Source organism: Blastococcus sp. MG754426, from assembly GCF_021699055.1.
Taxonomy (GTDB): domain Bacteria; phylum Actinomycetota; class Actinomycetes; order Mycobacteriales; family Geodermatophilaceae; genus Blastococcus.
In genome coordinates, this window is record NZ_SSXC01000045.1 from 13,958 (window position 1) to 32,748 (window position 18,791).

Sequence of the window (18,791 nt, forward strand, 5' to 3'; positions counted from 1 at the left end):
ACCGCCTGCGTGTCCTCGGCGGCCTTCGCCTGGCGGACGGCGGCGGACACCCGCTCGACGGCCTGCGAGACGAGCACCCCGACGGCACGCAGCGTGGCCAGCCGCTCGGCGGAGAGGTCCAGCGTCTCGGTGGCGAAGAAGTCCATGGTCCCGGTGACGGCGCCGTCCTCCAGGACCGGGAAGCAGATGCCGCTGCGGACGCCCACCCGCTGGGCCACCGGCGCCCGGACGCAGTCGCGCAGCAGGCCGAGGTCGGCGACCGCGACCAGGTCCCGGGTGCTCCAGGCGCGCCCGGCCAGCCCGACGCCCTCGCGGAAGGAGGCCGCGCGGGTCACCTTCCCGAACTCGGGTCCGGCGTCGCCCGACTCCTGCGCGAAGCGCAGCACCTGCTCAGCGGCGTCCACCCGCCAGTAGGAGCCGTAGGTCCAGCCGAAGTGCTGCCGCACCAGGTCCAGCGCGGCGGTCACGGCCTCCGCGGTGGTCGTGGCGCGGCCGAGGGCGGTCACGACCGCGGTCACGGCCTCGACGTTGGCCCGGGCCTCGGCGATCTGCACGTCGTGCACGGGAGCCGACCGGCGTCGGTTGAACGGGGGCATGGCTGGACCCTCTCCATCGATGGTGTCGGGGGACCATCGGAGGCCAGGTGGGGTCGTTGAGTCCGAATCGGTATCTCTTACCCGAACGTGTTGCGTGCAACCGATCCGGTGTCGTCCGGTTCCGCTGTCAGTCCGGGAGCAGCGACACCAGCCGGGTCAGCGCGCGGACCAGCACGCTGCTGCCGACGCCGGCGTCGTCCTGGTGCGCAGCGGCGCCGGCCGAGCCGACCGCGCTCCACCAGTCGCGCAGCGGCGGCGGGGAGAGCACGTCGACCCGCTCACCCGGCTGGGGGACGACGACGTCCACACCGCGGGCGCCCGCCGCGGCCAGCAGTCGCTCCACCGGCTCGGACCAGCGGTGGAACGCCAGGTTGAAGGTGGCCCAGTGCACCGGCAGCAGCACGCGCCCCCCGAGGTCGCCGTGCGCGCGCACCGCCTCCTCCGGGTCCATGTGGATGGCGTGCCAGGCGTCGTTGTAGGCCCCGATCGGCAGCAGGGTCAGGTCGAACGGGCCCAGCCGGGCGCCGATGCCCGCGAAGGCCGGGGTGTAGCCGGTGTCCCCGCCGAAGAAGACCCGGTGCCGGGGGCCGGCGACCACCCAGGAGGCCCAGAGGGTGGTGTCGCGGTGGAAGTAGCGCCCGGAGAAGTGCCGCGCCTCGGTGCAGGTGAGCGCCAGGTCGCCGATGCGGTGCTCGCCGTCCCAGTCCAGCTCGACGATCCGCTCCTCGGGCACCCCCCACTTGCGCAGGTGCTCGCCGATGCCGAGCGGCACCACCCAGGGCGCGCGCTGGGTGCGCAGCAGGGTCCGCACGGTCGGCAGGTCCAGGTGGTCGTAGTGGTCGTGCGAGATGAGCACCGCGTCGACCGGGGGCAGCTCCTCGAGCGCCAGCGGGGGCTCGTGCAGCCGGGTGGGGCCGATGATCGGCGACGGCGAGACGCGGTGGCCCCACACCGGGTCGAGCAGCACCCGCCGGCCGTCGACCTCCAGCAGGGCGCTGGCGTGGCCGAACCAGGTGACGGCGAGCTCGGCGGCGTCGGCGGGCAGGTCGGCCTGCGCGAGCGGGATGGGGGCGCCGGGCAGGCCGACGTGCCGCTCCTCGTGCCACTGCCGCAGCAACCCGTCGCGGGTGTTCGCGGGGGAGAGCGCGGGGGTGGGCATCCGGTTGTGGAACTTGCCGTCGGAGAACTGCGGCGACCCGGCGACCACCGGGCGCAGCCGGCGGCGGTGGGCGCCCAGCGCGGTCGGCAGGCCCCAGGCGGCGGTGGCCACCCAGCTCACGGGGCCGGCGAGCAGGGCGGCGGTGAGGGCGGTGCGGGCAGCGATGCGGGACGGCACGGTTCGAGCATCCCAGCCGGAGGTGGACGGCGGCTGTGAGGAGCGTCCTCCCTCACCGCGGGAGGTGAGGGGGGACGCTCCGGGATCGGGGACCCTGATCCCGGCGGGTCAGCCGGCGATCGCGGCCACCGGCGGGGTCCGCGCCGCCCGGCGGGCCGGCAGCACAGAGGCGAGCAGCCCGGCCACCGTCGCGACCAGCACGATCGCGCCCACCTGCAGCCACGGCATGCTCAGCACCAGCTCGCCGTAGGAGCCGAGCACCGAGGCGACGCCGACGAGCCCGTAGAAGCTGCCCAGCAGCACGCCGAGCACCGCCGCCACGCCGGCGACCAGGGCGGACTCCCAGGCGAGCAGCCCGCGCAGCTGCCCCCGGGTGAGGCCCAGCGCCCGCAGCAGCCCGTTCTCCTGCCGCCGCTCGACCACCGACAGGGCCAGCGTGTTGCCCACCCCGATCAGGGCGATCACCACCGCCACGCCCAGCAGGCCGGTCACGACGAGCAGCAGCACGTCGAGCACGGAGTCGATCGCGGCCCGCTCGCTGGCCAGCCCGGTGACGAAGGCGAACGGCATGGCGGCGGTGGCGACGTCGGTGACCTCGTCGATCACGTCGGTGTGGTCGGCGTCGTCGGCCAGCCGCAGCCAGACGGTGTCGACGGCGGCCTCGGGCGCGAGCCGGGCTAGCTCGGCGACGGGCAGGGTGGGCCGCTCGACGTCGCCGTACAGGGCGGTGAGGGTCGCCGTCCGGTCGCCTGCGGTGAAGGTGACCGGCCCGCCGGCCGGGATCCCCCAGCTGGAGTCGGCCCACCACGGCAGCACGACCTCGCCGGCCGCCGGGATCGGCACGTCGCCGGTCGAGCGCAGCACGGGCGCCGCGGTCGCGGCGTCCAGCCCGGAGACGCCGGTCTCCTGGCCGTCCGGCCCGGTCACCGTCGCGGCGGTGAGGGACGACGCCGCCACCACCCCGTCGACCGCGGCCAGCCGGCCCGGCAGCGACGCGGGCACGGACCCGTCGCCCTGGACGATCACGTCGGTGGGGTACTGGGCGGCCAGCCCGGCCTGCGCGGTGGCCCGCGTCGACGCCGCCCCGACGACCATGGCGGTGGTCAGGGTGACGCCGATGAGCAGCGCGGTCGCCGTGGCCGCCGTCCGCCGGGGGTTGCGGGTGGCGTTGCCGGCGGCGAGCCGGCCCGGCACACCGCCCAGCCGGGCGGCCAGCCGGCCGACGGCGCCCACGACCGGGGGCACCGCCCGCTGGGCCAGCAGCACGACGCCGAGGAAGCTCAGCGCCCCGCCCGGCAGCGCGACCAGGACGTCGGCCAGCGCGACACCGACCCCCATGAGCAGTACCCCGGGGACCAGCAGCAGCAGTCCGAGCACCAGGCGCAGCGCCCCGCCCCGCGACCGCAGCGGTGCGGGGTCGGCCGGCCGGAGCGCGGCGAGCGGCGCGACCTTCGTGGCGGCGCGGGCGGGCGCGAGCGCGGCGAGCAGGGTGGTGGCCGTGCCGACGGCCAGCCCGGCGGCGACCGCGATCCACGGCACGGACAGCCCCGAGAGCGGGACCGGGGAGTCGGCGGCCTCGGCGACCGCCGAGACGGCCGCGGCCAGGCCGATGCCGGCCAGGACGCCGACGGCCGACGCGGCCAGGCCGGTCAGGGCGGCCTCGCCTAGCACGCTGCGGCGCACCTGGCGGGCGGTCGCCCCCACGCAGCGCAGCAGCGCCAGCTCCCGGGTCCGCTGGGCGAGCAGGACGGCGAACGTGTTGGCGATGACGAGGCCCGCCACCAGCACCGCCACCGTGGCGAAGACCAGCAGCACCGCGGTGAGCGCCATCGTGTCGCCGGTCAGCTGCGCAGCGGCCTCCTCGGCCTGCTCGGTGCCGGTGCGCACCGCGACCTGCCGGTCGGCCAGGGCGGCGGCGACCTGCTGCACCACGTCCCCGGCCGGCACGCCCTCGACCCCGGCCACCCGGAGCTCGACGGGGTCGACGGCGCCCCAGGCGCGCAGCTGCTCGGCGGTGCCCCAGAGGCGGCCGTAGATGCCGGCGGTGGGGTCGCCGCCCAGGTCGACGACGCCGGTGACCGTGACGGAGGAGTCCCGCTCCGTGCCGTCGGGCGCGAAGGAGGTCACCGGGAACCTGTCCCCGACGGTCGCGCCGGTGCGCTCGCTCACCGCGATCTCACCGGGCGCGTCGGGCAGCTCGCCGTCGGCCAGCGACTGCCAGCGCAGCGCCGGTGCGTCGGCGACCGACTCGGCGAGCAGGTACTGCTGCCCCGTGCGGCCGGGCAGCAGCGCCTGCACGCCGGTCTCCCAGGTGGTGTCGACCGCGGCGACGCCGTCCAGCGCCGCGACGCGGTCCAGCTCGTCGGCCAGGCCGGAGCCGTCGTCCGAGGTGACCACCGCGTCGACGCCGACGTAGGGGGCGCCCACGGCGTCCAGGACCGTGGCACGGGAGGTCTGGTTGAGCACCAGGGTGGCGACGACGAAGCCCACGGCGATGACGATCGCCAGGGCGGAGGCGATCAGCCGGGGCAGGTGCGCCCGGATGCTCGCCAGGGTGACTGCGCGCATGACGTCAGGCCCCCAGGCCGCGGAGGGCGTCGAGCACGGAGGCGGCGGTCGGGTCGGTGAGCTCGCCGGCCAGCCGGCCGTCGGCCAGCAGCACCACGCGGTCGGCGTAGGCGGCGGCCGAGGGGTCGTGGGTGACCATGACGACGGTCTGGCCGGTCTCCTTGACGCTGGAGCGGAGCAGGCCCAGCACCTCCGCACCGCTGCGGGAGTCGAGGTTGCCGGTGGGCTCGTCGGCGAAGACGACGTCGGGGCGGGGCAGCAGCGCGCGGGCGATCGCCACCCGCTGCTGCTGGCCGCCGGAGAGCTCGTGCGGGCGGTGCCCCAGGCGCTCGCGGAGGCCGAGCCGGGCGACGACGTCGTCGAACCACGCCGGGTCGGGGCGCTGCCCGGCCAGCTGCATCGGCAGCACGATGTTGTCGCGCGCCGGCAGCACGGGCAGCAGGTTGAACGCCTGGAAGACGAAGCCGATCCGCTGGCGGCGCAGCCCGGTGAGCTGGTCGTCCCGGAGGCTGGTCAGCTCGGTGTCGCCCAGCCACACCTGCCCGGCGGTGGCGGCGTCCAGCCCCGCCAGGCAGTGCATCAGCGTGGACTTGCCGCTGCCGGAGGGGCCCATGATCGCGGTGAACCCGCCGCGGGCGAAGGCGACGTCGACACCGGCCAGCGCGTGGACGGCGGTCTCGCCCCCGCCGTAGGTCTTGCGCAGGCCGGCGGCGCGGACGGCGGCGCCGGACAGGGACGCCGGCTGCTCGCCGGGGACGGTCATGACGGGGACGGGCACTTCGGACCTCCGCGGGATAGCTGATCGGGACGGTGATCACGCTGCCGCCCGGCGCCGTCCTCCCGCGTCGGAGCACGGGCCGGTCCTCGCCGAGGCCGTGGTCGTCCCGTGGGTGGACCGGCCGTCATGCCGCGGGTGGACCCCGTTCCGGCGTCATGTGCACAAAACGCCCTCGGGGGCGGGTCAGGCGTTGCGGAGCAGGTCCGCGGGGGCGACCAGCCCGGTGCGGTAGGCCAGGACGACGGCCTGCACGCGGTCCCGGGAGCCGGTCTTGGCCAGCACCCGCCCGACGTGCGTCTTCACCGTGGCCTCGCTGACGACGAAGTGCGCGGCGATCTCGGTGTTGGTCGCGCCGTAGGCCATCTGCTCGAGCACCTCGCGCTCGCGCGGCGTGAGCTCGGCCAGGGCCCCGTCGTCGGCGCCGGCCGGTGCGACGGCCGCCCCGCCCCGCAGGATCGGCGCCACGTGCTGCAGCAGCCGGCGGGTGGAGCTCGCCGCGATCACCGAGTCGCCGGCGTGCACGGTCCGGATCGCCGCGAGCATCTCCTCCGGGGCGGCGTCCTTGAGCAGGAAGCCGCTGGCCCCGGCGCCGATCGCGGCGACCACGTACTCGTCGAGGTCGAAGGTGGTGAGGACGACGACCCGCGGTGGCCCGGGCAGCGCGGTGATCCGCCGGGTGCCCTCGATGCCGTCGGTGCCGGGCATGCGGATGTCCATGAGGACGACGTCGGCCGGCGTGCGGGCCAGCACCTCGACCGCCGCCGCGCCGTCGCCGGCCTCCCCCACCACGGTGAGGTCGGGCTGGGAGTCGATGACCATGCGGAACCCGGCCCGCACCATCTGCTGGTCGTCCACGAGAAGGACCCGGATCGCGCTCATCGGGGCGAACGGTAGGGCAGGGCGGCGTGCACCCCGAATCCGCCACCGGCGCGGGGCCCGGCCTCCAGGTGCCCGCCGTGCAGCAGGGCGCGCTCCCGCATGCCGCGCAGCCCCTGGCCCAGGCCGTCGGAGCCGTCGACCGTGGCCGCAACGCCGCGGCCGTCGTCGAGCACCGAAAGCTCCAGCGCGTCGGACCGCCACTGCAGCCGCACCCAGGCGCGGCCGGCCGGGCCGGCGTGCTTGAGCACGTTGGTGAGCGACTCCTGCACGATGCGGTAGGCGGCCAGCTGCGGGCCGGCGGGCATCGGCTGCGGCGTCCCCTCCTCGATGAGGTCGACGTCCAGGCCGCTGCCCCGCACGTCCTCGACCAGGCCGGGGATCGCGGCGACGTCGGGTTGCGGGGCGTACTCCTCGCTGCCGCCGTCCCGGAGCACGCCGAGCAGGGCCCGCATGTCGGTGAGCGCCTGCCGGCCGGTGGCGGCGATCGCCTCCAGCGCGTCGGTCGCCGCCCGCGGGTCGGCCCGGCCGGCGTAGCGGCCGCCGTCGGCCTGGGCGATGACGACCGAGAGGGAGTGCGCGACGACGTCGTGCATCTCGCGCGCGATGCGGGCGCGCTCGGCGGTCGCGGCCAGCCGCATCTCCTGGTCGCGCTCCAGCTCGAGCAGCTGCGCCCGCTCCTCCAGGGCGGCCAGCCGCTGCAGCCGCGCGCGCCGCAGGTCGCCCAGCGCCCAGGCGGCGACCACCGCCACGCCGATGGACCCCGCGGGGACGACGGCGTCGACGACGTCGCTGGAGTAGTAGCGCAGGCTCGCGAGGACCGCACCCACCAGCCCGACGGCCAGCCCCGTCTGCCCGGCCCACCGCGGGGCGTACGCGGCCAGCGAGTAGACCATCACCAGCGCGGCATAGTTGGCCGCCAGGAACTGGTCGGAGACCAGCAGCTCCAGCAGCCCGGCCGCGACGACGACGGCCGCCGCCGGGACCGGCGCGCGCCGGCGCCAGGCCAGCGGCGCCACGAGCAGCACACCCACGAGGAACGAGGCGCCCTGGCTGGACCAGTAGGTGCCGGCGGGCAGGACGACGGTGACCAGGCCGATGAGCGCGGCCAGCGCGGTGTCGACGACGAACGGCCGGTCCCGCAGCCACGGGGCCAGGTGCTCGGCGGGCGACCGTTCCATGCCCGGGAGCCTAGGGACCGCGAACGCCGGCCTCGTCGCCCCGCGGGATGATCCGCGGGTCGTCCCGCGGGGGGATCAGTCCTCGGGGGTCGGGTCCTCCGGGGCCTCGAAGCCGCCCTGGCCCGGGGGCTCGGAGACCACCGGCGCCTCCATGGTGACCTCGCCGGCCTGCTCGAACACGAAGGTGACGGGGATCGACTGCGACGAGCGGAGGTCCGTGGACAGGTCGGTCAGGAGCACCGACGGCGGGCCCTCGGGCTCCAGGTAGACGTTGTCCTCCTCGGGGATCTCGATCGTCCCGGCGGGACCGTCCAGCGGGACCAGCTCCGCGCCGGCGAAGTCCTCACCGCGGACCTCGACCAGCTGGTCACCCGTGGTGCCGGTGTTCGCGATGGCCGCGTAGAGCCGGACGTCCTCGCCCACCTCCCACACGCCGTCCTCGGGGAAGGCCAGCCCCAGCGCGGTGATCTTGATGTCCTCAGTCACGGCCTCGTCCGGCCCGGGGTTGCCGCCGATCACCTCGTCGCCGGGGACGTCGAGCGGGTTGTCGAGGTCGTCGACCCCCGGGCTGTCGGCGCCCCCTTCCCCACCGCAGGCGGCGAGGGGCAGGGTGGCGGCGAGGAGCAGTGCGGCGAGCGGGTGCCTGCGCGTGCGGCGGGTCATCCTGGTCCTTCCGGGGATCTCTCGTACGACCGTCCCCGGTTACCCCCGGCCGGTCACCGGCACCCCTCGGCGGGCGGGCCGCAACAGACTTGTCGCATTGGGGAGGGCGCGTGGACGACGACCGGACCGGGCCGGTGCCCGACGAGGGCGGTGACCCGGCGTGCTGGCTGCGCCGGGTCTGCCCCGCCTGCGGTGGGCTGGCCGATGACGACCCGCCCACCACCTGCCCCCGGTGCGGGGAGGACCTGCCGGCGGGGTGAGCGGGTCAGGCGGCCGCGCGCGTGCGCCCGGCCGCACGGAAGTCGCAGAGCGCGTCCCGGAGCGCCACGCCCAGCCGGTCGGCGGGCAGGTGCAGCTCGACGCGGGGGTCCAGCGGCAGCCCGGCGGACGGCGGGCCGGCCAGCAGCGCCAGGTCGGCGTCCAGGGCCTGCTGCTCGGCCGCGGCGTGGGCGGCCAGCAGCGCGCGCGACGGCAGCGGCCGGCCGGGCCCGGACGCGTGCAGGACCCGGGTGAGCACGCGGGTGGAGTCGGCGTCCTCGGGCTGGAGCAGGGTCACCACGGTCGTCGTCGCCCCCGAGTCCAGCTGGTCGCGGCGCACCCGCAGCGCGAACGGGGCCCGGTGCACGTAGGTGACGCGGCGGCGCTGCCGCAGCGGGCGCCCGCCCAGCGCCACCTCGGGGTCCAGCGGGTCGTCGCACCACTGCTCCTGCACCGAGCGGAACCCGCCCGCCTCCCGGACCACCTCGTACGGCGGCACCTCCGGGTGGTCGGCGGCCCCCGTCGTCCCGCCGTGCACGAACGGCAACCGGGCGACGTCGAGCAGCAGGTCGGCGACGACGGCCGCGGGGGCCGGGGTGCGCCGGGGCGCCAGCCACCGGGACAGGAACCGGCGGTCGTCGTCCTCCGGCACCTCCAGCGGCGCCCCGGCCGGCGCGGCCGGGGCGAGCTCGACGACGCCCCACCGCTCGCGGACACCGTGCGCGGGTGGATCGGCCCGCAGCCCGTCGCCGTCCCTCCGCAGGGTCCACGTCCGGCCGAGCAACCGGACCTGCAGCCAGCCGCCGTCCCGGAGCTCGGGGGAGAGGGCCACCGGGTGCCAGGCCCGGTCCAGCGAGGGGTCGAGGTTCCCGAACACCGGGCCGCGCGGCGCGGCGACGGGCGGCGGCGCCTCGGGGACCGGCCGCTCGGCGGGCCGGGGCGGCAGCGGGAGGGCGGTGCGGTCGGGGGCCAGCCACACCCAGCCGTGCCGCTCCTCGACCGCCCACGGCATCGCCAGGTCCGCCCGGGGCGGGGGCGCGCCGGCCGGCCCGAGCGAGGGCGCGGCCACGCACCGGCCGTCGGCGTCGAACCGCCAGCCGTGGCGCGGGCACTCCAGCCGGCCGTCGGTGACCGTGGCGGACGCGAGCGGGACGGCCCGGTGCGGGCAGCCGGCCGGGAAGGCGCTCACCTCGCCCCCCGGCCGCAGCCGGACCACCACCCAGGCGCGCCCGCCGGCGCCCACCGGCACCGGCGTCGTGCCCACGTCGGCGGCGCGGGCCACCGCGAACCACCCCGACGGCAGAGCGCTGATCGCGACCATGAGCCATTGCACCCGGGCCCTGTGCCTTCCGGGTTACGGCGGTGGAGCGATCCGGTCAACCCTGCGCCCGGCGGCGGCCACCGCACCGGTCGGCGGTCTCTACAGTGACCCCGACCACAGCCCGGCGGTTGCCCGGAGGGAGGGACCGTGTTGCGCGGAGCGCTGCGCTGGCTGCGCCCCGGCCACCTGGGCACGGAGGCCGAGCAGGCGACCTTCCGCACCCTCCACTCGGCCTCCCTCACGGCGCCGGAGCTGCGCGAGGGGCTGACCAGCGGCTCCGCCGGGCGCGCGATCCGGCACCTGCGGGACCTGCTCGGGGTGCCCGCCGTCGCGCTGACCGACACCGTGACGACGCTGGCCTGGGACGGCCGCTTCGGCCACCACGAGCAGGACGCGGCAGCCCTCGCCGCCGTCGTCGTGGAGTCGGGCGGCACGGTGGTGCTGGACCGCACGAGCTTCGCCTGCTCGGACGCCGGGTGCGGGCTGCGGCAGGTCGTGATCAGCCCGCTGGTGGTGGAGGACCGGGTGGTCGGCACCCTGCAGGCGTTCACCTCGTCGGCCTCCGCCGCGCTCGTGCGGGCCGTGACCGAGGTGGCGCGGTGGGTGTCGGGGAACCTGGAGCTGGCCGAGCTCGACGCCTCGCGGACGCGGCTGATGGAGGCGGAGGTGCGGGCGCTGCGGGCGCAGATCAGCCCCCACTTCATCTACAACTCGCTGACCGCGATCGCCTCGTTCGTCCGGACCGACCCGGTGCGGGCGCGCGAGCTGCTGCTGGAGTTCGCCGACTTCACCCGCTACTCCTTCAGCCACCACGGCGAGTACACGACGCTGGCCGAGGAGCTGCGGTCCATCGAGCGCTACCTGGTGCTGGAGAAGGCGCGGTTCGGTGACCGGCTGCAGGTCACGCTGCGGGTGGCGCAGGAGGTGCTGCCCGTCGCCGTCCCCTTCCTCTGCCTGCAGCCGCTCGTGGAGAACGCGGTGCGGCACGGCCTGGAGCGCAAGCCGGGCACCGGGACGGTGACCATCATCGCCGCCGACCAGGCCGGGGAGTGCCTGATCTCGGTCGAGGACGACGGCATCGGCGAGGACCCGGAGAAGGTGCGGCGGGCCCTCGCCGGCGACGTCTCGGTCGACTCGGTGGGGCTGGGCAACGTCGACGCCCGGCTGCGCACGGCGTTCGGGGACGACTACGGTCTGGTCGTCGAGACCGCCCCGGGCGCGGGGACGAAGGTCATCGTGCGGGTCCCCAAGTTCGCTCCCGGGGTGCGTCCGTGACCGAGCTGGCGAGGGCGCGGAACCGGACGGGCGACCGCCTGCGAGGAGGGGCCGTGACCGCAGACCGGTTGACCGTCCTGGTGGTCGACGACGAGCGCCCGGCCCTGGAGGAGCTGCGCTGGCTGCTCGAGCGGGACGCGCGCATCGGCACCGTGCTGGCCAGCGACTCGGCGACGGAGGCGTTGCGCCTGCTCCAGGAGCGGGCGGTCGACGCCGTCTTCCTCGACATCCGGATGCCCGGGCTCAGCGGCGTCGACCTGGCGCGCGTGCTGTCCCGGTTCAAGGTGCCGCCGCCGGTCGTCTTCGTCACCGCGCACGACGACCACGCGGTGGACGCGTTCGAGCTCGGCGCCGTCGACTACGTGCTCAAGCCGGTCCGCGACGACCGGCTGGCCGAGGCGGTCCGCCGGGTGGTCGGCGCCCGGAGCGGCGGGGCCGCGCCGGTGGACGACGACATCGCCGTGGAGCTGGGCGGGGTGACCAGGTTCGTCCCGCGCTCCAGCGTCCGGTACGTCGAGGCCCAGGGGGACTACGCGCGGCTGCACACCCCGTCGGGCAGCCACCTGGTCCGCGTGCCGCTGACCACCCTGGAGGAGAGCTGGAAGGACGCCGGCTTCGTCCGGATCCACCGGTCGCTCCTGGTCGCGCTCCAGCACGTCGAGGAGGTCCGGATGGACGGCGGCCGGTGCACCGTCGTCGTCGGCGGCAGCGAGCTGGTCGTCAGCCGGCGGCACACCCGGGAGCTGCGCGACCTCCTCGTCCGGCGCGCCCGGCCCGGCGCGCAGAACCGGGGCTGACCGGTGCCGGACAGCTCGCCCCGCCGGGTGCGCGTCACCAGCCCGCGCACCGGTGCCGCGCGCGTGCAGCGGGTCCCGGTCGCCCGCGAGATCGACGCGCAGACCGCCCTGGGCGAGGTGTACATGCGCTCGCTGCTGCGCTCCCAGCTCCGGCTGGCGCTGCTGGCCCTCGCCACCCTGGTCGTGGTGGTGGGCGGCATCCCCCTGCTGTTCTGGCTCGCGCCCGAGCTGTCGACGGTCGTGGTGCTCGCGGTGCCGCTGCCGTGGCTGCTGCTGGCCTTCGCCGTCTACCCGTTCCTGTTCGCCGTCGGCTGGCTCTACGTCCGGGCGGCCGAGCGCAACGAACGGGCCTTCACCGACGTGCTCGACCGCTCGTGACCCCGCGGCCGACGGGGGACCGGTCGTGAGCGCCGCGGGCTACAGCCTCCTCGCGGTGACGGCCGTCGTCGTCGCCACGCTGGCGGTGGGCGCGTACGGCTGGCGGTTCTCCCGCACCACCAGCGACTTCTTCGTGGCCTCCCGCACCGTGCGGCCCGGGCTGAACGCCTCGGCCATCGGCGGGGAGTACCTCTCGGCGGCGTCGTTCCTGGGCGTCGCCGGACTGGTGCTGGCGTTCGGCACGGAGATGCTCTGGTACCCGGTCGGCTGGACCGCCGGCTACCTCGTCCTGCTGGTCCTCGTCGCCGCGCCGCTGCGCCGCTCGGGCGCCTACACGCTCCCCGACTTCGCCGAGAGCCGGCTGGAGTCGCGGGGGGTGCGCCGGCTGTCGGCGCTGCTGGTCGTGGCGATCGGCTGGCTCTACCTCATGCCGCAGTTCCAGGGGGCGGGCCTCGCGCTGGCCGCCACGACGGGGACCGGGGCCTGGTTGGGCGGCGCGCTCGTCGCGACGGTGGTGCTGGTCAACGTGCTGTTCGGCGGCATGCGCAGCATCACCTTCGTCCAGGCCTTCCAGTACTGGCTCAAGCTGACCGCGCTGCTGTTCCCGCTGCTGTTCATGGTGACCATCTGGCTCGGCGACGGCGCCGTCTCCCCGGCCTCGACCGGCACGACGCCCGGGGACTCGTGGGAGTCGCCGCTGGCCGGGGCCGGCGACCACCGGCTCTACACCACCTACTCGATCATCGTGGCCACGTTCCTCGGCACGATGGGCCTCCCGCACGTGGTGGTGCGCTTCTACACCAACCCGGACGGGGCCGCGGCGCGGCGCACCACCCTGTTCGTGCTGGCCCTGCTGGGGCTCTTCTACCTCCTGCCGCCGGTGTACGGCGGGCTGGGCCGGCTGTACGCGCCGGACCTGATCGCCAGCGGGAACACCGAGTCGGTGGTGCTGGAGCTCCCGGCGCGCATGCTGGCCGGGACGCTGGGCGACCTGCTGTCGGCCCTGACCACGGCGGGGGCGTTCGCCGCGTTCCTGTCGACGTCGTCCGGGCTGACCGTCGCGGTGGCCGGCGTCATCAGCCAGGACGTGCTGGGGCGCCGCCTCGGCGGCGTGCGCGCGTTCCAGGCCGGGGCCGTGGTCGCCGTCCTGGTGCCGCTGGGCCTGGCCCTGCTGGCCGAGGGGGTGGGCGTCGCCCAGGCGGTGGGGCTGGCCTTCGCCTTCGCCGCCTCCACGTTCTGCCCGCTGCTGGTGCTGGGCATCTGGTGGCGCCGGCTCACCGACGCCGGGGCGATCGCGGGGATGCTCGTCGGCGGCGGGTGCGCCGGGGGTGCGGTGCTGGCCACCCTGCTCGGCGCGGCCCCGGCCGGCTGGCCGGGGGCGCTGCTCGCCCAGCCCGCGGCGTGGACCGTGCCGCTGGCCTTCCTGACCATGGTGGCGGTCTCCCTGGCCACGCCCCGGCGGGTGCCGCGGCACGCCGCCCGGACGATGGTCCGGCTGCACACCCCCGAGGCCGTGCAGCTCGACCGCGGCGTCCTGCCCCGCTGATCGACCGCTCGTCCCGCCGGACCTGCCGCACGCCGACTCCTGGTCGCCGCTCGGCGCAGCGGGCGGGCGACCCGGGCTCCCACCGGAGGGCGCGCCCCTACCGTGACAGGGCTCACAGTTCTGCCCGCCCGCCGTCGAGGCCCCGCTCAGACCAACCAGGAGCTCGCACCGTGACCGATCCACAGGAACGGCGTCTGCTGACGCCCGAGGAGTACCGCGCTGCGCAGGACTCACCGGAGTTCGTGGAGCTGAAGAAGCGCTTCCGCAGCTTCGCGTTCCCGATGACCGTGGCCTTCCTCGTCTGGTACCTGCTCTACGTCCTGCTCTCGACGTACGCCTCGGACTTCATGTCCACCCAGGTGTTCGGCAACGTGAACGTCGGCCTGCTGTTCGGGCTGGGCCAGTTCGTGACCACGTTCGTCATCACGCACCTGTACGTGGCGCACGCCAACAAGCGCACCGACCCCATCGCCGACGAGATGCGCGAGCGCCTCGAGGCCCACGACTACGCGCCGGGCGCCCACGCCGGTGACCACACCCACACCCGGACCCAGGGGGCTACCCGTGCCTGACCTGCTCGCCGCCGACGCCACCATCGGCAACCCGGCGATCAACATCTCGATCTTCGGCGCGTTCGTCGTCGTCACCCTGGCCATCACCTTCCGGGCCAGCCGCAACAACAAGAGCGCCGCCGACTACTACGCCGCCGGCCGCACCATCACCGGCCAGCAGAACGGCCTGGCCATCGCCGGCGACTACCTGTCGGCGGCCTCGTTCCTCGGCATCGCCGGCGCCATCGCCATCTACGGCTACGACGGCTTCCTGTACTCCATCGGCTTCCTGGTGGCGTGGCTCGTCGCGCTGCTGCTGGTCGCCGAGCTCATGCGCAACACCGCCCGCTTCACGATGGCCGACGTGCTGGCCTTCCGGATGCGGCAGGGGCCGGTGCGCACCGCGGCCGCCATCTCGACGCTGGCGGTCTCGCTGTTCTACCTGCTGGCCCAGATGGCCGGCGCCGGCGGCCTGGTCGCGCTGCTGCTGGGGGTGAGCGGGCCGGTGGCCGAGGCGCTGGTCGTCGTCGTGGTCGGCGCGCTGATGATCTTCTACGTGCTCGTCGGCGGCATGCGCGGCACGACGTGGGTGCAGATCATCAAGGCCAGCCTGCTCATCGCCGGCGCGCTGGTGATGACGCTGTGGGTGCTCGCCGACTACGGCTTCAACCTCTCGTCGCTGCTCGGCGGCGCGGTGACCAGCGCGGGGAGCGAGAGCGTGCTCAACCCGGGCGCTCAGTACGGCATCAGCGACACCACCCGGCTGGACTTCATCAGCCTGGCGCTGGCCCTGGTGCTCGGCACCGCCGGCCTGCCGCACGTGCTGATGCGCTTCTACACCGTGCCGACGGCGAAGGCCGCACGGACCTCGGTGGTCTGGGCGATCTGGCTGATCGGCATCTTCTACCTGTTCAGCCTGATCATCGGCTACGGCGCCGGTGCGATGGTGGGCGCGGAGACGATCGTCGCCGCCCCCGGGGGCGTCAACGCCGCCGCCCCGCTGCTCGCCTTCGAGCTCGGCGGCACGGTGCTGCTCGGCATCATCGCCGGTGTCGCGTTCGCGACCATCCTCGCGGTGGTCGCCGGCCTGACCATCACCGCGTCGGCGTCCTTCGCGCACGACGTCTACGCCTCGGTGATCAAGAAGGGCGACGTCCCGCCGAACGGTGAGGTCAAGGTCGCCCGGATCACCGCCGTCGTCATCGGCGCCATCTCCATCGGGCTGGGCATCCTGGCGCTGCGCGCCGGGCTGAACATCGCCTTCCTGGTGGCGCTGGCGTTCGCCGTGGCCGCCTCGGCGAACCTGCCGACGATCCTCTACACGCTGTTCTGGAAGCGGTTCACCACCCAGGGCGCGCTGTGGTCGATCTACGGCGGCCTGATCATCTGCGTCGGGCTGATCCTCTTCTCGCCGGTGGTGTCGGGCACCGAGACGTCGATGTTCCCCGGCGTCGACTTCGCCTGGTTCCCGCTGCGCAACCCGGGCCTGGTCTCCATCCCCGCGTCGTTCCTCCTCGGCTACCTGGGCACCGTCCTCACCAAGGAGAAGCCGAACGAGGCCAAGTGGGCCGAGCTCGAGGTGCGGGCCCTCACCGGCATCGGGGCGGAGAAGGCCGTCCAGCACTGACGAAGGGCCTCGCTGCCCCCACGGCTCGCGAGCTCGCCGCGGGACCCTGCAGCGCGGCCGGTTCCAGCACGTCACCAGGCGCGCGTCCCCGGGAGGGGGCGCGCGCCTCGTGCGTCCCGGTCAGGCGGCGGTGGCGTGGGCCGGCGCCGCCACGGTGGCGGGGTCGGCGGGGAGGACGGCGTCGACCGCGCTCGCGGTGCCCGCGACGGCGAGCGCGACCGGGGCCGGTGCGGGCTCCGGGCGGCGGGCGCGGACGACCCAGCGGGCGACCAGGCCGGTCAGCACGACCAGGCCGGCGACGGCGTGCTGCCCGGGCGCGCTGATCGCGACGGCGACCGCCGCCAGGTAGACCAGCGAGAGCAGGGCGGCGGGGACGGGCACACGGGGCAGGTGCAGGTGCACGGCAGGACCTCCGGGTGGGGCTGGGCCCGCCGGGCCGGCGGCCGCGCCCGGGAGCGGGCGGGCCGCCGGCACGGCGACGGCGCAACGGTGGGGTCGGGGCCTACTTGAGCATGTCCTTGGCCCGCTGGAGCATCGACTGGCCCTCCATCTGCGGCGTCGGGAAGAGCCGCGGGTCACCCGGGGGCAGGATCGGGGCGTCCGCGCTGGCCTCGATCGGCCGGGCGGTCATCTCGCCGCGGCCGTCGAGGGCGGGCCCGTGCGCCCAGCGGCCGGCGGCGGCCTCCGGACCGTCGGAGGCGACGATGAAGGCGTAACCGGCGTCGCCCGGCTCCTCCTCCAGCGGGAAGGCCTCGGGCACCGGGATGCCCTCGAGCCCGTCCTCCTTGAGCTCCTCGATCGCGGCCAGCCACTGCATCTGGTGCATGTGGTCGCGGGCGATGAGGAACTTCAGCATGTCCTTGACCCCGGGGTCGTCGGTCATGTTGAACAACCGGGACACCTGCAGGCGGCCCTGCATCTCGGCGGTGGCGTTGTAGTGGAAGTCGGCCATCAGGTTGCCGCTGGCGGTCACGTAGCCGCCGCTCCAGGGCAGCCCCATGGAGTCGCGGTAGTAGGCGCCGCCACCGTTGACGATCGCGTGCTGCGGGTTGACGTCGCCGTAGCCGGCGGCCGCCTCCTTGGTGCGGTCGGCCGCGTCCGGCTTGAGCGGCTGGTGGTCCAGCAGCCGGTCGATCATCGTCACGATCATCTCGACGTGGGCCAGCTCCTCGGTGCCGATGGACAGGAGCATGTCCTTGTACTTGCCGGGCAGCCGGCAGTTCCAGCCCTGCAGCAGGTACTGCGTGGCGACGGTCATCTCACCCCACTGACCGCCGAGGATCTCCTGCATCCGGCGGGCGAACGCGGCGTCGGGACCATCGGGCTTCGCCTCGTACTGCAGGGCCTGGGTGTGCGTGAACACGGGCTCTCCTTGCGTCGTCGCTCCACCGCGCTCGCGGTGACGAAGGAGTTCTGCCCGCGCCCGGTGGCCCCCCGGTGCCGTCCCGTGGCCCGCCCGTGCCAAGTGAAGGACCCCCTCGCCCCCCATCGCTCCCGGGCTCGCGGCGGGCCGCTGCGAGGGGGCCGTAGCGCCCGCCGGGCCCCACTCGGCACGCCCGGGCTCCGAGGAGCTCACCTGTCCGGGAGGCGCACCGTCAGGGTGAGCTCGTCGCCGTCCGCCGACCACAGCACCCGCCCCCCCAGCTCGCCGGCCTGCCGGCGCACCGACCACAGCCCGAGCCCGGTGAGGTCCACCGGAGGGCGGTCGTCGCGCAGGTGCTGGAGGACCCGCTCGACCGGGACGCCGGCCTGGGTGATCGCCAGGTCCACCCACCCGCCCCGGGCGGTGACGCGGAGCCGGACCGGCGCACCGCCGCCGTGCCGGTGGGCGTTCTCCAGCAGGTTGAGCAGGATGCGCTGCACGCGCGCGTCGGCGACGGCGACGTCCCCGGCGTCGTCCTCCACCTCCAGCGCGAGCTGGGCCCGGGGCAGCCCGGAGGCGGCCACCGAGGCCCGCAGGACGTCGCAGAGGGTCCGGGTGCCCCGGGACCGCTGGACGGCACCCCCCGTCGCGTCGGCGGTGCGCAGCATGGACGACAGGTGGGCCGTCTGCGCCCGCGCGAGCGCGAGCAGCTCGGCGGCCTGCCCGGGCGTGCGGTCCAGGGAGCCGAGCGCCGCCTCCAGCGAGGCCAGCGGGCTGCGCATGTCGTGGCAGAGCGCCCGGACGACGGCGTCCTCGGCGCTGGGGGGCTCGGGATCGGGGGTGGTGGTCGTCCGGCGCGGGCGCGGGAGGTGCGCGCGCAGCACCCGGGCGAGATCGTTGAGCAGTCCGCGGCTCCGCGTCGACGCCTGCGTGTCGGCAGCCAGGGTCACGGGCACCTCCTCGGGAGTCCGGTCAGCAGCGCCGGAGACGCACCGACCGTCAGGAGTGATGTGGGGCAGACCGACGACGCGGCCGCTGCTGACCGCAGGCCGCCGGTGGACGTGGTCGTCGTGGACGACCACCCGTTGTTCACGCGTGGGCTGAGCCTGCTGCTCCCGGGGCTCAGCGAGGGCCGGGTGCGGGTGGTGGCGACGACGGAGGACGCCTCGGCCGCCGCCGCGATGGTGCAGCGGCACCACGCCGACGTGGCGATCGTCGACCTGCACATGCCGCCCCCGGGGGGGACCAGGGCGATCGCCGCCATCCGGCGCGCGGACCCGATGGTGCGGGTGGTGGCGCTCTCCGGGCTGGCCGAGGCGGACGCCGCCATCGAGGCGTTGCGGGCGGGGGCCTCGGGCTTCCTGCCGAAGACGGCCGACCCCGAGGCGCTGGTGCGGCCGCTGCTCGCCGTCCTCGACGGCTGGTCGGTGCTGCCCGAGGCGCTGCTGCGCCAGCTGCTGTCGGACGCCGCGCCGACGGGGGAGCAGGGCGTCGTCGACCGGCTGACCGCCGACGAGCGCCGGCTGTGGCGGCTGATCGCCGACGGCACCAGCACCGTGGACATCGCGACGACGCTGCACGTCTCGGAGCGGACGGCGAAGCGGCTGGTGGCGCACCTGCTGCGCCGGCTCGAGGTGGCGACGCGGGTGGAGGCGGCGACGCTGGCCGGGCGGGTGG

At 75.6% G+C, this 18,791-nt stretch carries 18 protein-coding genes and 1 pseudogene; 8 read left to right on the forward strand and 11 right to left on the reverse strand.

Annotated elements, in window-relative coordinates; all coding sequences use genetic code 11:
• Positions 1-113: 113 nt before the first annotated feature.
• From E9549_RS24225 to E9549_RS14725, 7 genes and pseudogenes are all read right to left on the reverse strand, one after another.
• Positions 114-596, reverse strand: a pseudogene (locus tag E9549_RS24225) (GAF domain-containing protein); the annotation flags it as partial.
• A gap of 127 nt (positions 597-723) precedes the next feature.
• A complete protein-coding gene (locus tag E9549_RS14700) occupies positions 724-1,932 on the reverse strand; it encodes an MBL fold metallo-hydrolase (protein ID WP_236827289.1) in 1,209 nt (402 codons plus the stop codon).
• Positions 1,933-2,040: 108 nt separating this feature from the next.
• Positions 2,041-4,500 (reverse strand): ABC transporter permease, encoded by a 2,460-nt coding sequence (locus tag E9549_RS14705; RefSeq protein ID WP_236827290.1) that lies wholly within the window; start codon positions 4,498-4,500, stop codon positions 2,041-2,043.
• A 4-nt stretch (positions 4,501-4,504) separates the two neighbouring features.
• Positions 4,505-5,263, reverse strand: coding sequence for an ABC transporter ATP-binding protein (locus E9549_RS14710; protein WP_255715763.1), 759 nt, complete (start codon positions 5,261-5,263; stop codon positions 4,505-4,507).
• Positions 5,264-5,461: 198 nt separating this feature from the next.
• Entirely contained in the window at positions 5,462-6,157 is a 696-nt protein-coding gene (locus E9549_RS14715) for a response regulator transcription factor (RefSeq protein WP_236827292.1), read from the reverse strand.
• Complete coding sequence (locus E9549_RS14720) at positions 6,154-7,335, reverse strand: sensor histidine kinase (RefSeq protein WP_236827293.1); 1,182 nt, start codon at positions 7,333-7,335, stop codon at positions 6,154-6,156. Before E9549_RS14720 ends, E9549_RS14715 begins: the two co-directional genes overlap by 4 nt.
• Before the next feature lie 75 nt (positions 7,336-7,410).
• The gene (locus tag E9549_RS14725; RefSeq protein WP_236827294.1) at positions 7,411-7,998 is read right to left on the reverse strand and encodes a copper chaperone PCu(A)C; all 588 of its coding nucleotides are present in this window, start codon (positions 7,996-7,998) and stop codon (positions 7,411-7,413) included.
• Between the two features lie 110 nt (positions 7,999-8,108).
• On the opposite strand from E9549_RS14725, the gene E9549_RS14730 reads away from it, so the two are divergent.
• Positions 8,109-8,258, forward strand: coding sequence for a hypothetical protein (locus E9549_RS14730; protein ID WP_236827295.1), 150 nt, complete (start codon positions 8,109-8,111; stop codon positions 8,256-8,258).
• 5 nt (positions 8,259-8,263) lie between these two features.
• Here the strand turns inward: E9549_RS14730 and E9549_RS14735 are convergent, their stop codons facing one another.
• On the reverse strand, positions 8,264-9,577 hold the full coding sequence (locus tag E9549_RS14735; protein ID WP_236827296.1) for a Rieske 2Fe-2S domain-containing protein: 1,314 nt from the start codon (positions 9,575-9,577) through the stop codon (positions 8,264-8,266).
• A 147-nt stretch (positions 9,578-9,724) separates the two neighbouring features.
• On the opposite strand from E9549_RS14735, the gene E9549_RS14740 reads away from it, so the two are divergent.
• The 6 genes from E9549_RS14740 to E9549_RS14765 all read left to right on the forward strand — a co-directional run bounded on the left by E9549_RS14740 (position 9,725) and on the right by E9549_RS14765 (position 15,751).
• On the forward strand, positions 9,725-10,852 hold the full coding sequence (locus E9549_RS14740) for a sensor histidine kinase (protein WP_236827297.1): 1,128 nt from the start codon (positions 9,725-9,727) through the stop codon (positions 10,850-10,852).
• 53 nt (positions 10,853-10,905) lie between these two features.
• Entirely contained in the window at positions 10,906-11,649 is a 744-nt protein-coding gene (locus E9549_RS14745; RefSeq protein WP_236827298.1) for a LytTR family DNA-binding domain-containing protein, read from the forward strand.
• Positions 11,650-11,676: 27 nt separating this feature from the next.
• Positions 11,677-12,027, forward strand: a complete 351-nt coding sequence (locus E9549_RS14750) for a hypothetical protein (protein ID WP_236827299.1) — start codon at positions 11,677-11,679, stop codon at positions 12,025-12,027.
• A 25-nt stretch (positions 12,028-12,052) separates the two neighbouring features.
• Positions 12,053-13,573, forward strand: coding sequence for a cation acetate symporter (locus tag E9549_RS14755; protein WP_236827300.1), 1,521 nt, complete (start codon positions 12,053-12,055; stop codon positions 13,571-13,573).
• A 170-nt stretch (positions 13,574-13,743) separates the two neighbouring features.
• Positions 13,744-14,145, forward strand: coding sequence for a DUF485 domain-containing protein (locus E9549_RS14760; protein ID WP_236827301.1), 402 nt, complete (start codon positions 13,744-13,746; stop codon positions 14,143-14,145).
• Positions 14,138-15,751 (forward strand): cation acetate symporter, encoded by a 1,614-nt coding sequence (locus tag E9549_RS14765; protein WP_236827302.1) that lies wholly within the window; start codon positions 14,138-14,140, stop codon positions 15,749-15,751. Before E9549_RS14760 ends, E9549_RS14765 begins: the two co-directional genes overlap by 8 nt.
• A gap of 120 nt (positions 15,752-15,871) precedes the next feature.
• On the opposite strand, the gene E9549_RS14770 is transcribed toward E9549_RS14765, so the two are convergent.
• The 3 genes from E9549_RS14770 to E9549_RS14780 all read right to left on the reverse strand — a co-directional run bounded on the left by E9549_RS14770 (position 15,872) and on the right by E9549_RS14780 (position 18,064).
• Entirely contained in the window at positions 15,872-16,153 is a 282-nt protein-coding gene (locus E9549_RS14770) for a hypothetical protein (RefSeq protein ID WP_236827303.1), read from the reverse strand.
• A gap of 100 nt (positions 16,154-16,253) precedes the next feature.
• Positions 16,254-17,114, reverse strand: a complete 861-nt coding sequence (locus E9549_RS14775) for a manganese catalase family protein (protein WP_236827304.1) — start codon at positions 17,112-17,114, stop codon at positions 16,254-16,256.
• A gap of 209 nt (positions 17,115-17,323) precedes the next feature.
• Positions 17,324-18,064 carry a sensor histidine kinase KdpD gene (locus E9549_RS14780; RefSeq protein WP_236827305.1) on the reverse strand — a complete coding sequence of 247 codons (741 nt, stop codon included), beginning with the start codon at positions 18,062-18,064 and terminating at the stop codon, positions 17,324-17,326.
• Positions 18,065-18,124: 60 nt separating this feature from the next.
• Between E9549_RS14780 and E9549_RS14785 the strand changes: the two genes are divergently transcribed.
• Positions 18,125-18,791 (forward strand): response regulator transcription factor (locus E9549_RS14785; RefSeq protein ID WP_236827306.1); only part of this gene is annotated, 667 nt, incomplete at its 3' end.

What these genes read in the sequence shown, in the direction of transcription:
- E9549_RS14735 (WP_236827296.1), bottom strand. Translation starts at nt 9,577, where the DNA reads ATGGTCGCGATCAGCGCTCTGCCGTCGGGGTGGTTCGCGGTGGCCCGC.
- E9549_RS14720 (WP_236827293.1), bottom strand. Translation starts at nt 7,335, where the DNA reads ATGGAACGGTCGCCCGCCGAGCACCTGGCCCCGTGGCTGCGGGACCGG.
- E9549_RS14710 (WP_255715763.1), bottom strand. Translation starts at nt 5,263, where the DNA reads ATGACCGTCCCCGGCGAGCAGCCGGCGTCCCTGTCCGGCGCCGCCGTC.
- E9549_RS14725 (WP_236827294.1), bottom strand. Translation starts at nt 7,998, where the DNA reads ATGACCCGCCGCACGCGCAGGCACCCGCTCGCCGCACTGCTCCTCGCC.
- E9549_RS14715 (WP_236827292.1), bottom strand. Translation starts at nt 6,157, where the DNA reads ATGAGCGCGATCCGGGTCCTTCTCGTGGACGACCAGCAGATGGTGCGG.
- E9549_RS14705 (WP_236827290.1), bottom strand. Translation starts at nt 4,500, where the DNA reads ATGCGCGCAGTCACCCTGGCGAGCATCCGGGCGCACCTGCCCCGGCTG.